The 12,547-nt window shown below is 42.9% G+C and carries 15 protein-coding genes; 4 read left to right on the forward strand and 11 right to left on the reverse strand.

Annotated features, from left to right (window positions below; translation table 11 throughout):
- Positions 1–80: 80 nt before the first annotated feature.
- From H7J92_RS15470 to H7J92_RS15485, 4 genes are all read right to left on the reverse strand, one after another.
- Positions 81–866: a MetQ/NlpA family ABC transporter substrate-binding protein gene (locus tag H7J92_RS15470; protein ID WP_221837784.1), complete on the reverse strand. Its 786-nt coding sequence runs from the start codon at positions 864–866 to the stop codon at positions 81–83.
- A gap of 337 nt (positions 867–1,203) precedes the next feature.
- On the reverse strand, positions 1,204–1,644 hold the full coding sequence (locus H7J92_RS15475) for a hypothetical protein (protein WP_078818106.1): 441 nt from the start codon (positions 1,642–1,644) through the stop codon (positions 1,204–1,206).
- A 9-nt stretch (positions 1,645–1,653) separates the two neighbouring features.
- On the reverse strand, positions 1,654–1,986 hold the full coding sequence (locus tag H7J92_RS15480; protein WP_078818107.1) for an ASCH domain-containing protein: 333 nt from the start codon (positions 1,984–1,986) through the stop codon (positions 1,654–1,656).
- A 186-nt stretch (positions 1,987–2,172) separates the two neighbouring features.
- Complete coding sequence (locus H7J92_RS15485; RefSeq protein WP_221837786.1) at positions 2,173–2,910, reverse strand: FixH family protein; 738 nt, start codon at positions 2,908–2,910, stop codon at positions 2,173–2,175.
- A 153-nt stretch (positions 2,911–3,063) separates the two neighbouring features.
- Here H7J92_RS15485 and H7J92_RS15490 point away from each other — a divergent pair, with 153 nt between their 5' ends.
- From H7J92_RS15490 to H7J92_RS15505, 4 genes are all read left to right on the forward strand, one after another.
- Positions 3,064–3,744, forward strand: a complete 681-nt coding sequence (locus tag H7J92_RS15490) for a response regulator transcription factor (protein WP_221837841.1) — start codon at positions 3,064–3,066, stop codon at positions 3,742–3,744.
- Positions 3,741–5,150 carry a sensor histidine kinase gene (locus tag H7J92_RS15495; RefSeq protein ID WP_078818110.1) on the forward strand — a complete coding sequence of 470 codons (1,410 nt, stop codon included), beginning with the start codon at positions 3,741–3,743 and terminating at the stop codon, positions 5,148–5,150. Before H7J92_RS15490 ends, H7J92_RS15495 begins: the two co-directional genes overlap by 4 nt.
- A gap of 1 nt (position 5,151) precedes the next feature.
- Positions 5,152–5,712 (forward strand): SCO family protein, encoded by a 561-nt coding sequence (locus H7J92_RS15500; protein WP_040759328.1) that lies wholly within the window; start codon positions 5,152–5,154, stop codon positions 5,710–5,712.
- Positions 5,713–5,788: 76 nt separating this feature from the next.
- The gene (locus tag H7J92_RS15505; RefSeq protein ID WP_078818112.1) at positions 5,789–6,154 is read left to right on the forward strand and encodes a hypothetical protein; all 366 of its coding nucleotides are present in this window, start codon (positions 5,789–5,791) and stop codon (positions 6,152–6,154) included.
- A gap of 14 nt (positions 6,155–6,168) precedes the next feature.
- Here H7J92_RS15505 and rlmN read toward each other — a convergent pair whose 3' ends face one another.
- The 7 genes from rlmN to hisA form a co-directional block, all read right to left on the reverse strand.
- Positions 6,169–7,245, reverse strand: a complete 1,077-nt coding sequence (rlmN, locus tag H7J92_RS15510; RefSeq protein WP_009497821.1) for a dual-specificity RNA methyltransferase RlmN — start codon at positions 7,243–7,245, stop codon at positions 6,169–6,171.
- A gap of 80 nt (positions 7,246–7,325) precedes the next feature.
- Complete coding sequence (locus tag H7J92_RS15515) at positions 7,326–7,499, reverse strand: hypothetical protein (RefSeq protein WP_009497822.1); 174 nt, start codon at positions 7,497–7,499, stop codon at positions 7,326–7,328.
- A gap of 222 nt (positions 7,500–7,721) precedes the next feature.
- Positions 7,722–9,074 carry a cyclic 2,3-diphosphoglycerate synthase gene (locus tag H7J92_RS15520; protein WP_078818114.1) on the reverse strand — a complete coding sequence of 451 codons (1,353 nt, stop codon included), beginning with the start codon at positions 9,072–9,074 and terminating at the stop codon, positions 7,722–7,724.
- Between the two features lie 219 nt (positions 9,075–9,293).
- Complete coding sequence (gene hisC, locus H7J92_RS15525; protein ID WP_078818115.1) at positions 9,294–10,355, reverse strand: histidinol-phosphate transaminase; 1,062 nt, start codon at positions 10,353–10,355, stop codon at positions 9,294–9,296.
- Complete coding sequence (gene hisIE, locus H7J92_RS15530) at positions 10,348–10,998, reverse strand: bifunctional phosphoribosyl-AMP cyclohydrolase/phosphoribosyl-ATP diphosphatase HisIE (RefSeq protein ID WP_078818116.1); 651 nt, start codon at positions 10,996–10,998, stop codon at positions 10,348–10,350. The genes hisC and hisIE overlap by 8 nt, the downstream gene beginning before the upstream one ends.
- Complete coding sequence (gene hisF / locus H7J92_RS15535) at positions 10,991–11,755, reverse strand: imidazole glycerol phosphate synthase subunit HisF (RefSeq protein ID WP_078818117.1); 765 nt, start codon at positions 11,753–11,755, stop codon at positions 10,991–10,993. Before hisF ends, hisIE begins: the two co-directional genes overlap by 8 nt.
- On the reverse strand, positions 11,742–12,467 hold the full coding sequence (gene hisA, locus H7J92_RS15540; RefSeq protein WP_221837788.1) for a 1-(5-phosphoribosyl)-5-[(5-phosphoribosylamino)methylideneamino]imidazole-4-carboxamide isomerase: 726 nt from the start codon (positions 12,465–12,467) through the stop codon (positions 11,742–11,744). The genes hisF and hisA overlap by 14 nt, the downstream gene beginning before the upstream one ends.
- Positions 12,468–12,547 lie beyond the last annotated feature (80 nt).

Here is a 12,547-nt window from a genome sequence, read left to right on the forward strand (position 1 = left end):
TTCATGTGTTGCACTTAATATTACAATTCGTCAAATAAAAAAACGCCCCTACATCACTGTAGAGACGCCATACCATTGCTTCATTCACCGAAACCTTGAAATTCATCCTTTATTGCTTTTTTAAAGGTCTTCGACTGTACAGCTTCCTTTAAAGCTTCAGCAAATCCCTTGTCCAAATCTTTTTCTTTTACTGCCAGCACGTATTTCAATTCTTCGTTTAGTTCTTCTTCAGCAAGTGCGTCTTCCAATTCCATTTCATTGACGATAATGTAATTATCCGGAATCACCGCCAAGTCTCCACTCGTTAAAGAAGCAATGAGCTGAGAGGTGAGGACTGGTTGAATTTGCAGGTTTTTGGGATTATTTTCGATTTGCTGTTCGTTAACGTCGAATGCATTTGCATTTGGATCTAATGCCAGCAAACCTTGTTGCTCCAAGAAACGAAGTGCTCTGGCTGTGCCAAGTTCATCATTCGGAATTGTAATTAACGCTCCGTTTGGAATATCATCAATCGATGTGATGGAGTTCGAGTATAATCCAAGACCTACACTTGGAACCTCTGAAAGCGACACGATGGAGAGATCGTATTCTTCATTAAATTGAGTTAGATAAATATTTTGCTGAAACAGGTTCGCATCAATTTCGCCTTCCGCAAGTTCGGTATTTGGTTCAATCAAATCGCCGTATTTTACAACTTCCACTTTATAGCCCTGTTCTTTTAAAGCCGGCACTAACGCTTTATCAACCACTTGTGCATAGATTCCTTCTGTTGTGCCGATTTTCAGCGTTTCATTGCTTTCGTTCTGACTGCAGCCTGTCAGCAATATGCCGAATATCGTCAACAGTCCAAGTATTTTCATTTTCATAGTTTTCCAATCGTTCCTTTCAAAAAAGCTACTATATAAGTTGAACAAATGATTTGTTACTTAGTAGTACTAAGTTGCTTGGAGTGGAAGGCGGCGACTCCTGGGGGATTAGCGTGCGCCTTGAGACCCCGCAGGTAGCGTAGCGAACGAGGAGGCTCAAGCCACGCCCCCCGGAAAGCGTCCGCCTGGAACGGAAAGCAACGGTTGGTACCGTCAATTTCTTTAATTCATCTTATATATATCCCATCATATTCGCTGCGTTTTTCACTGTCAAACAGTAGCTTCACCAAAAAAAGATGTGCAACTTTATACACATCTCTTTATGCGTTATGTAATTTTACCAAATGGATGGTTTTTGTACCATTAACCATAACATGATCATGAGTAATCCAATATAAATCCATGCAGTTCGACGTAATTTGTTGAGGATCATATGTCGATCCATGCCGGATTCATGGAATCTTTTCAGAACAGATGAAAAACCAGTTGCCAGAAAGACAGCAGACAGCAGCATGATAACTAGCGTGAGGATCACCCAGGAGCTATGCCATGGCCACGGACCGAATAGAATGAGCAATGCGCCTGTCACAACCAACACGTGGCCTGCATGCATGACGAGTCGGATGATCACTCGGATGAACGCCAGATAAATGTCTTCCGCTTCTGCTTTGGCAGTGCGCAGCCGACGAATCAGCGGCAACAGTAGAAATAAGGGTCCTACTGCAATGACAGCCGATACTACATGCGCAAAGACAACCGCTCCGTAATAGAGACTCATAGGTTTACATCATTTCTGAACAGGGCTGTATTCGTGCACCCATACTTTCATCTGTGGAAGCCAAGGCATTTTTTCGTGAATGGAGAGCATGGTTTGTTTGTAGTCCTCAACTGTATCGTGGCCTTCTGATTTGGCATCTTCATCCGTTAGTTCTCCAAGAGTTTGTTCGTAAAGTTTGTCGATGCTATACTCTTTTCCTTCAAGTGTCATAATTTCTCCCGGGTACGCGTAGACGCCATTTCGTCTAGTTGCCCACTTTTTACCTTCAAGCACTTTTTGTACATCTTCAGGAATTGTGACCAGTCTTTCGATGGAACATGTTTTTTCAGGATAGTTTGTCATGTGAATACTCCTCCAAGTTAACTATATTATTACTACTCTTGTCATTGTAACGCTTTCTTCGGGATAATTCGAGTTTAACATTTAACAGTGATTCTCTTTATGAGCGGCCGCTGTTATTAGAGCGCAAAGGCTGTCACAGAAAGCCTAGTTGCTCGGACATTCTGTAACAGCCTCGTTTTTCTCAAGTTATTTCACTTCAACCGTATGTTCTTCATGTTCATGAAGATCTTCATTTTCGATATGGATCGTTACTTTATACGTTCCGGCTTTTGGGAACTTATAATTGGCTATGTATTCGCCTGGTTTCGTTTCTTCTGTTTCTGCCCATTGAATTTCATCGGCCGGATCTGCGATTTCATAGCGGACATTTGTGTTTTCCAGTGCTTTTCCTTCAAGTTGTACATGTGTCATTAATTCCGTTTCAGATCCTGTTTTTGATTCTTCTGGCTGCACAAAGTGGATCGCCAATCCTTCTGTTGCTTCATGGTCATGATGGTCAGTAGCTTCTGCTTCTGATTCAGCTTGAGCTTCGCCGATTCGGATTTGTTTTTCAGGCATGATATGCATTCCGCGGGCTGTCACATGGACTTGCACATGATAGATTCCATCCTGTTCAAAAGTCGTTTCTGCCGAATAAATCCCTTTTTTCTCGTTCGTCGACTCGACATGGATACTGTCGTCTTTCTTTCCTTCTTCCCAAATTTCAAATTCCACTTCCGTTGCATCTTCCACTTCTTCATTGCCTTGCATTACAAGAGCAGACACGGTGACTGGTTCATTCGCTTCAGCTTGCTCCGGCACAGTCAATTCCACTTCAAGTGGTTCAGGCAGTGCTGCATCTGTCGGTACGTCTTCCTCTTTTCCGCAAGCCGCGACAACAGCAAGCATGGCAACACCCAACATAAAAATTACGAAACGTTTCATTTTTCATTCTCCTATCTATTCGTTTAGCTGTTATGATTATAAAATACGATTGCGAAATTTGAATGAAGTTTCGACAACTTCTTGAAAGTTCATTCAGACTTCACAACTTTTCCGGAAAATTGATCTATAGATAGAGTAACGAGTGGAGGGCCCATAATGAATTACACGATTTTAGTGATTGATGATGAACCGCAAATGCGTGATTTAATCCGCATGATTCTTGAAGACGCGGGTTATATGGTAATCGAAGCGGGTGATGGATTACAGGCGTTATCTGCTTTGAAGCAGCACGACATTCATTTATGTATCGTCGATGTCATGATGCCTTATATGGATGGCTTTACGTTCGCGGAAGAAGTGAAACGTACGTCCACTGTACCGTTGATTTTCTTATCAGCAAAAGGTGAGGAATGGGATAAGATCCAAGGATTGAAGCTTGGCGGAGATGATTATATTGTCAAGCCGTTTATGCCGGGGGAACTTGTTGCACGGATTGAGGCCGTACTGCGCAGGACATATCGGCTGAATCCAGATCCACAAATGTTGCAGGCAGGCCCATTAACGATTAATGAGGACGCCCACACTGCGCATATTAACGGAAAACAACTGAATCTGACGCTAAAAGAATTCGGTCTGTTATTGCTGCTGACAAAGCATAGCGGTCGCGCCTATTCACGCGAACAATTGCTGGAATTGGTTTGGGGGGATGATCACCAAAGCAGCGAGCGGACAATCGATACACATATTAAAACATTGCGGCTGAAACTCGGCGATGCAGGGAAAATGATCGAGACGGTCTGGGGGATCGGCTATAAACTTGAGGCTTCTAAATGAAGAACTTAAGCCTCAGCAAAAAGATGATGCTGGTTTTTTTAGGAAGCATCGCTTGTACGATTTTATTCTCCTTCTTCTTCATTCACTATCTTTACACGGATCTGTACAAAGAACGGATCAAGGAGTCCATCATTTATCAGGGAAATCGCACTGCCGCACATTATCATTACGGCGAATTGAGCGATTCGATCATCGAAAAAATCCAATGGTACAATATTGTCTCCGAATACGAGATTATTGTCGTCGATCGGCTGGATGACCTGACTTCTTATTTCCCTTATCAACTCGATTATCAGTCTCTTGTCACTGAGAGTGACCAGGAGATATTAGCCACAGGACAATCTGTAATGAAGGAAGGGTATGTGGAGGAACTGAAACGCGAAATCTTCGGCGGAATTTTCCCTATTAAAGGAGAAGATGGGCTGATCGGGTTCATTTATATCTACGTTCCGCTTGCTGCCATTCAGGACGTCTTTCGAGCTAGTTTACCGATCATGATCGTTGTCGGTGTGGTTTTTTTCTTTATTTTATTTTTGATCTTACAGCGTGTGTGGCGCTCTTTATTTGACCCATTAAAAACATTGCAGGCGTATTCGGAAGAAGTATCAAAAGGTGATTATTCCAATCGATTAAATACAGGGCGAGACGACGAAATCGGCAAATTAGCGACGGCTTTTAATTCGATGAGTCATTCGCTTGCAGAACAAGATCAGCGAAAAAAGGAGTTTACTTCGAATATTGTTCACGAACTGCGGACTCCGCTGACTTATATTAGTGGATATGCACAACTTTCGAGAGATAAAATCGATCGTTCACCTGAAGAAGTGAAGCAGTATTTGTCGACGATTGAGAAAGAAACGGAGCGGCTAAAGAAGTTGATTCATGACTTGGTGGAGCTAAATCATTTGGAGCAGGATTTTTATACATTAGAGAATGAACCGATTGCGATTGCCCAACTGTTGTTTGATACACTCGAACTTTTTGCGATTCGTATGGAGGGAAAAGGAATTCATTTACAGACGTCCATTGACGAGGAATTGATTCTGCAAGGAGATCCTAAACGACTTCAGCAAGTGTTTTACAATACGATCGACAATGCAGTAAAGTACGCGCAGCAAGAGATTACCATTTTATTAATGGCAAATGAAAAAGGAGTACAATATGAAGTTTCCAACGATGGAGTGACGATTGGAGATGAAGACGTGGAAAGGATCGGAGAACGTTTTTTCCGTACGGATAAGGCACGAAATCGAACAACTGGCGGATCGGGACTTGGTTTGTCGATCGTAAAAGAGATTGTCCGGCTCCATCAAGGGACATTTGAAGTGTCCAACAAAACGACAGATACGACAGTAACGATTAAGCTGCCCGTCGCGCCGGAGCTAGCGCAAAGGAGTGAAGTATGAAATGAAACGACTCACCCCCTTCATATTGTTGATAGTTTTGCTTCTCTCCAGTTGCAGTGAACCGCTCGAACGCGGTAAAAAAGTCCGTGATTTCACTTTTATCGATCAAAATGGAGAACCGTACGGTACGGAACAATTGGCTGGTACGCCATGGATTGCTGATTTTATCTTTACGTCCTGCACAACGATTTGTCCTACGTTGACGAGCGAAATGGCATCGCTTCAGAAAATGTTGAAAGAGGAAGGTCTGGACGTACAGTTCGTGTCTTTTTCCGTTGATTCAGAAGTCGATGAACCAGCCGTCTTGAAAAAGTATATTTCCAACTTCACGGATGACGAATCCGACTGGCATCTGCTGACTGGCTATTCTCAATCTGAACTCGAAGCATTTGCGCGAGAAGAATTTCAAACATTCGTACTGAAGCACGACTCCTCTAACCAAGTTGTGCATGGCACCAATTTTTATCTGATGGATTCAGAAAGTTATATCCTGAAGGAATACAATTTTTCAAATGAAACGTATAAAGAAGAGCTGCGGAAAGATTTGAAGCGAATTAAATGATCGGCGGCCGGTAACGAAAGACATGACGACCGGCTTCGATTCCGCTATACTAGTTGATGGAAAGCAGGTGTACGTGTTGGATTCTCGTTATTGGAAAATCGGTTTCTTCACCGGTTTAATTTCATTCGTGTTGCTCATCTTAGGTGTTCGTACCGTGCTCGGTCATGAACTCATCGTCAACAATTACTTGACGTTCGCGGTATTCGGGCTGATTGTAGGCATCGTCAGTTCGCTGTTGCTTTTTTATCAATTACATATTGCCTTTAAGATGTTTATGGTCGTTCTCGTGTTAGCGTTTGCGGAAATGTTCCGGAGCTTCATCATGATGGACAATGAATTTTCAGAAGCCATCGGGATGCTGTCACTGTTCATCATTTCTTCATTCGGACTGGCGATCTCTGTTATCATTCAATTTCTTGTCAAATTATTGAAGAAAAAGTAAAGCCGGCTGGAGAATTATTCTCCGACCGGCTGTTTTTTTGTTGTTTTAATTTGCTTACTGCGTAATTGACCACAAGCTGCGTCAATATCTGTTCCATTTTCCCAACGGACACCGCAATTAATGCCTTTACGTTTCAATGCTTCATAAAACGACTTGATTGCTTGCGGCTCACTGCGCTGATACTGACCGTGTTCATCGACAGGATTGTAAGGAATCAAGTTAACATAAGATAGATGACGTTTATCCGCGAGTAACCTTCCGAGTTCTTCCGCTTCTTTAACATGGTCATTGACATCGCGTAATAAAATATATTCAAATGTGATTCGGCGATTCGTTGTTTCCAAATAATAATTGATTGCGTCCATCAATTTTTCAATTGGAAATGCTTTATTGATTTTCATGATTTTCGAACGCAATTCATTATTTGGTGCGTGCAATGACACTGCCAAGTTGATCTGGATATTCTCTTCGGCGAATTCTTTGATCTTCTCCGTCAAGCCACTCGTAGATACGGTAATATGGCGCGCTCCGATCGATAGACCTTTTTGATCGTTGACGATATGAAGGAAGTTCATTAAATTTGTATAGTTATCGAACGGTTCTCCGATTCCCATGACGACGATATGGCTGACACGCTCGTCTTCCCCTTTTTCATCAAGATGTTCTTGAACTTTCATGATCTGTCCAACAATTTCCCCTGCATCGAGGTCTCGGTTTTTACGCAATAACCCACTCGCGCAGAAACTGCAGCCAATATTACAGCCGACCTGTGTCGTCACACAGACGGAATAGCCGTATGGAAATTTCATCAGGACAGTTTCGATCAAGTTACCATCTGTCATTTTAAAGAGGAATTTCACCGTACCATCTTGAGATACTTGCTTGACGTTCTGTTCAAGCGTTTGGATCGTAAAGTGCTCGTTTAATAAGTCACGCGTATCTTTACTGATGTTTTTCATTTCATCGAATGACAGCACGCGTTTTTTATATAGCCAGTCCCACACTTGCGCCGCGCGGAACTTTTGTTGTCCGTGTTCTATGAAGAAGTTTGTCAATTGTTCGATTGTCAAACCGTATATGGATTTTTTCATTTAGTTTCTGGCCTCTTTTCAAAAATTGCAATCCTGTTATTATACTACAGGATTGCACAAAAAGGAACAACCGATTTGGTCTATTCTTGCTGTTGTTTTTCGGTTCTAAGTTTCACATAAAAGGCAACAAGATTCAGGAATGCGAGCACGACAAAAAGAATGCCCATTTTCGTTTGTCCCGCAGATATTCGATCATAGGCAAAGTACACCATAATGAGACCGATGACGAGATCGGTAATTTTGGATTTCAACATATTGGTTCCCCCTTATTCACCTCTCAGTATAGCAGAAAAGCCTGGCATCCGAGCGAAAAAGTCGTCGAACCGAACCAATCAACCATCAAACCGCACGTAACTAGAGCACAACCGAACAAATCCCTGGTAGAAGCGAGCCAAGCTAAGAGCCGACCGCACCAAAAAAACGCATTAGCCACCGAATTTTCATTCAGCGCAGATGCGTTCACAGTTCAGATCAACTTATGCTTTTGTAGCTGTCAATTGATGCTTTTCAATGAAATCTTCCAGCACCGTTTCAAGGTTCGGTCTGCCAATTTCTTCTAGATCGTAATAGACACGTGTGCAAGGCTTGTTGATGTTGATAACACGGGAAAGGTCCATCGGTGTTCCGATAATGACTGCGTCACAATCCGCTGCATTGATTGTAGCTTCGAGGTCTTTCAATTGCTGCTCGCCATATCCCATTGCCGGCAAAATACTCTCGATATGTGTGTATTTATTAAACGTTGTGATCAAGCTGCCAACTGCAAATGGACGTGGGTCGACTATTTCAGTTGCCCCTAGACGTTGAGCTGCGATGACACCTGCGCCTAACTTCATTTCACCGTGCGTCAATGTCGGGCCGTCTTCCACGATCAGAACGCGCTTGCCTTTGATGATTTCAGGATTGTCTACTGAGATTTTTGATTCGGCTTTAATGATCGTGCTGTTTGGAGCCGCAAATTTAATATTGTTTTCAACAGTCTGGATTGCCTCTTCAGACGCACTGTCGATTTTATTGATGATTGAGACATCTGTCGTACGCAAGCACACTTCTCCTGGGTAATACTTCAGTTCGTGTCCAGGACGGTGCGGGTCAAGAACAGTGATCGCTAAATCCGGCTCGTAGAATGAAAAGTCGTTGTTGCCACCATCCCAGAGGATTACGTCACAGCCATCCGGATCATTTTCAGCAGCATCCAAGATATCCTGGTAGTCTACTCCTGCATAGATAATGTTGCCACGAGAAACATGCGGCTCATATTCTTCCATTTCTTCAATTGTACAATTATGTTTTTGGAAGTCTTCCACAGTCGCGTAACGTTGAACTCGCTGTGCAGCCAAGTCACCGTAAGGCATTGGATGACGAATCGCCACAACTTTCAAGTCATGTTCAAGCAATGTCTCGATAATTTTACGTGAAGTCTGGCTTTTTCCTGTTCCCGTTCTCACGGCACAGACCGAAATGACCGGCTTATTACTTTTAATCATCGTCGCTTTTGATCCAAGCAATGTGAAGTTCGCACCTGCTGAATTGACGATGGCGCCAAGTCCCATGACCGCTTCATAGCTAATATCACTGTAAGAGAATACACATTCATCTACTTTTAGCTCTTCAATTAATTTAGGTAATTGATCTTGTGAATAAATTGGAATGCCTTCAGGGTAAAGTTCTCCCGCCAGTTCAGCCGGATACTTACGTCCATCGATATCAGGAATTTGTGTCGCTGTGAAGGCGACAACGTTGTACTCCGCCTTGTTACGGTAGTATGTATTAAAGTTATGGAAGTCTCTTCCTGCTGCGCCAATGATAATTATATTTTTAGTTTTCATGATTTCATCTCTCCAATCGAGCTTCTTTTTATTATTATAAGACATAATGTATAATAATACAATAGGAAACGTAAAAAAATACATTGAATCGTATAGATATACACGACGCAGCAGACTATTACTAGTTCAAACACTTGGTATGACAATGTTTTATGATATTTAAAGTTGTATGCATAAATAAAAACCATTCTAAATCAGAATGGCTTTTTATTACTTTATTCATTTTATCAGTTGCTTCAGCGCTTCCACTAACACTTCCATCTGTTCATCCGTACCGATCGTGATGCGCAAATAGTTGTTAATTCCTTCTTGATCAAAGTGCCTCACCAAGATTCCTCGTTCTTTCAATTGTTCATACAGTACCAAAGCGTCTAGATTCGCCGGCTTTGCAAATAAAAAGTTCGCATCAGACGGCACCACGTCAAATCCCATTTCAATTAATGACTGCACGCACCGTTCTCTTGTCCGGATGATTTTCTTCGTGCTTTCCGAAAAGTATGCATGATCTTGAAATGCTGCAGTTGCTCCTGCCATCGCCAGTCGGTCAACCGTGTAGGAATTGAACGAATCTTTAATCCGTGTTAGACCTTCAATCAGTTCGGGTTGTCCAAGCGCAAATCCTACACGCAGTCCAGCAAGCGCCCGGGACTTCGAAGTCGTTTGGATGACAAGCAAATTGTCATAACGATCAATCAACTTTATTGCGGAAGGACCTGCAAAATCTATATAAGCTTCGTCTATGACCACCACTTGATCACGATTCTGTTGCAAGATCCCTTCGATCACATCGAGATCTGCATAGATACTCGTCGGCGCGTTCGGATTTGGTAAAATTACTCCCCCGTCCGATTGAAAAAAATTTTCCATGGGCAATGTAAAATCTTCATTCAACGGTACTTTTTCAAATGGTATATTGAAGATCTTCGAATAGACCGGATAAAAGCTATAACTGATTTCCGGAAACTTAATCGTTTTTCCCGGTTCGAAAAAAGCCATGAAAGAGAACGCCAACACTTCATCGGAACCATTTCCGACAAATACTTGTTCTTTCGTCAGTCCATATGTATCTGCGATTGCATGTCGCAGTGGATCGGCTGTCGGTGAAGGATAACGCTGCAAAGAATTATCGTCGAGAGCCTTTTGAATCGCCGCAAGCACTTTTGGGCTCGGGGGATATGGGTTTTCATTGGTGTTTAGTTTGATGATATCTGGCTGATTCAATTGCTCGCCCGGAACATAAGGCTCAGTCCGTTTGGCAACTGTGCTCAGAAATCTACTCATTTCGCAACACTTCCTTTTTCGGTCTTCTTTTGCGCAGCACTTGCTGAACGTCTGATAGATCGACATCTAGAATATTCATCAAGACGAGCGTGTGATAGATCAAGTCTGCGATTTCATTGGATACTTCTTCTTTATCTGCATTTTTCGCTCCAATTACCACTTCCGTCGATTCTTCTCCGACTTTCTTCAATACCTTGTCAATGCCTTCATTGAATAAATAAGTCGTATAAGAACCTTCAACTGGATACTCTTTACGATCAGCGATTTCGTCAATCACTTCATAGACAACTTCACGCAAAGATTCCTCCTGCTCCATTGCCTTCGTGAAGAAGCATGTTTTCCTACCTGTATGGCAAGCCGGGCCTTGAGGTGTCACTTGAATGAGCAATGTATCCTGGTCACAATCCACTGAGATCCGCTTTACTTGCTGGCGATTGCCGGAAGTTGCTCCTTTATTCCAAAGTTCTTGTCTCGAACGGCTGTAGAACCAGGTTTCATTCGTTTCTAACGTCTTCTCAATTGCATCTTTATTCATATAGGCGAGCATTAAGACTTCCCCTGTTCGATCGTCTTGCACGATTGCGGGTAGCAAGCCTTTGTCGTCAAACTTAAGGGCGTTGATGTCAAGTGTCATATTAGTCATTCCTCACTGCAATATTTTCTTCTGCTAAATATTCTTTCAGTTCCCGAATATTAATTTCATTAAAATGGAAAACAGAGGCTGCAAGTGCCGCGTCGGCTTTGCCTTTTGTCAGAACGTCTTTGAAGTGTTCAGGTTTTCCAGCGCCGCCGCTTGCGATAATTGGAATACTAACCGCTTCTGCCATCGCATTATTTAAGGCAAGATTGTACCCGTCTTTCACGCCATCTTCATCGATGCTATTAACGACCAATTCGCCTGCGCCCAAGCTCTCCATTTTCTTCGCCCATTCGATGGCGTCAATTCCTGTCTCTTCCATACCACCCTTTGCGTATACCGACCATTCCTTATCGCCTGTCTGACGAATGTCCATCGACAGCATGACGCGTTCCGATCCGTATTTATCAGCAACTTCCTGAATCAACTGGGGATTCGTCAAAGCTGCACTGTTGATGGAAACTTTATTACCACCAAGTTCAAAAATTTTGTCGACATCTTCCAATGTACGGATACCGCCGCCCACGATGAATGGGACCGGCACCTCTTTTGCGATTTCTTCGATTAAATCTAAAAACATACCGCGATTTTTCGTTGAAGCAGAAATATCATAAAATACGAGTTCATCCGCTCCGTCAGCAACATATTTCTTTGCTAAAGTAAGAGGATCCGCTACTTCCTGAACGTCCAGAAACTTTTTCCCTTTTACGACTTTGCGATTGTCTACATCCAAGCATGGAATGATTTTTTTAGTTGCTGACATAGCTGTCGTCCCCCAGTAATTTTTCTAAAGATAATTTGCCTTCGTATAGTGCTTTCCCGATAATTGCTCCATACATGTCTTGTGCAGCAAGTTTCTGAATATCATTCTCCGTCGAAACCCCGCCTGAAGCGATAATATCAATAGAAGATGCTTCGTTCATCACTTGCAGTTCCTCGAAATTCGGTCCTTGCAACATGCCGTCTTTCATAATGTCAGTGTAGACGACTGTTTTGACGCCGATTTTCGCCAGGTCTTGCAACAGATCGACTGCTTTGACGTTGCTTGTTTCAGTCCAACCGTCAGTTGCGACTAGACCGTTGCGTGCATCGATGGAAACCGCGATTTTCTCACCGTATTTTTCTACGGCTTGCTTTAGGAATTCTGGATTTTGAATTGCTGCCGTGCCGATGATGACGCGTGAGACGCCGCTTTCGATGTGCGAGTCAACAATGTCCATAGTGCGGATGCCTCCGCCTACTTGTACAGGAATTATAACGGCTCGCGCGATGGCTTCAATTGCTTTTTTGTTTAGCGAGTCGCCGGTTTTGGCGCCGTCAAGGTCGACAACATGAATGTATTCGGCTCCTTGTCTTTGCCATTCTATTGCCATGTTGGTTGGCGAGTCATTATAGATTATTTCTTGACCGTAGTCTCCTTGGATCAGACGTACGCATTTGCCGCCTCTAATATCGATTGCTGGAAATAAAATCATCAATTAGTCCCCCTAATAGATTAAGTGTAGGTTTCTGGCACCGTTGATCTGCGCTGCAGGCGGATGCTTTCCGCTCCGAT

This window comes from Sporosarcina aquimarina (assembly GCF_019748715.1).
GTDB classification, from domain to species: Bacteria; Bacillota; Bacilli; order Bacillales_A; family Planococcaceae; genus Sporosarcina; species Sporosarcina newyorkensis.

Excerpts from the sequence above, each read along its gene's own strand:
- hisA (WP_221837788.1), bottom strand. The coding sequence starts at position 12,467 with ATGATTTTATTTCCAGCAATCGATATTAGAGGCGGCAAATGCGTACGT.
- hisIE (WP_078818116.1), bottom strand. The coding sequence starts at position 10,998 with ATGACTAATATGACACTTGACATCAACGCCCTTAAGTTTGACGACAAA.
- hisF (WP_078818117.1), bottom strand. The coding sequence starts at position 11,755 with ATGTCAGCAACTAAAAAAATCATTCCATGCTTGGATGTAGACAATCGC.
- H7J92_RS15475 (WP_078818106.1), bottom strand. The coding sequence starts at position 1,644 with ATGAGTCTCTATTACGGAGCGGTTGTCTTTGCGCATGTAGTATCGGCT.
- H7J92_RS15515 (WP_009497822.1), bottom strand. The coding sequence starts at position 7,499 with ATGTTGAAATCCAAAATTACCGATCTCGTCATCGGTCTCATTATGGTG.
- hisC (WP_078818115.1), bottom strand. The coding sequence starts at position 10,355 with ATGAGTAGATTTCTGAGCACAGTTGCCAAACGGACTGAGCCTTATGTT.
- H7J92_RS15470 (WP_221837784.1), bottom strand. The coding sequence starts at position 866 with ATGAAAATGAAAATACTTGGACTGTTGACGATATTCGGCATATTGCTG.
- H7J92_RS15520 (WP_078818114.1), bottom strand. The coding sequence starts at position 9,074 with ATGAAAACTAAAAATATAATTATCATTGGCGCAGCAGGAAGAGACTTC.
- H7J92_RS15500 (WP_040759328.1), top strand. The coding sequence starts at position 5,152 with ATGAAACGACTCACCCCCTTCATATTGTTGATAGTTTTGCTTCTCTCC.
- H7J92_RS15485 (WP_221837786.1), bottom strand. The coding sequence starts at position 2,910 with ATGAAACGTTTCGTAATTTTTATGTTGGGTGTTGCCATGCTTGCTGTT.
- H7J92_RS15480 (WP_078818107.1), bottom strand. The coding sequence starts at position 1,986 with ATGACAAACTATCCTGAAAAAACATGTTCCATCGAAAGACTGGTCACA.
- rlmN (WP_009497821.1), bottom strand. The coding sequence starts at position 7,245 with ATGAAAAAATCCATATACGGTTTGACAATCGAACAATTGACAAACTTC.
- H7J92_RS15495 (WP_078818110.1), top strand. The coding sequence starts at position 3,741 with ATGAAGAACTTAAGCCTCAGCAAAAAGATGATGCTGGTTTTTTTAGGA.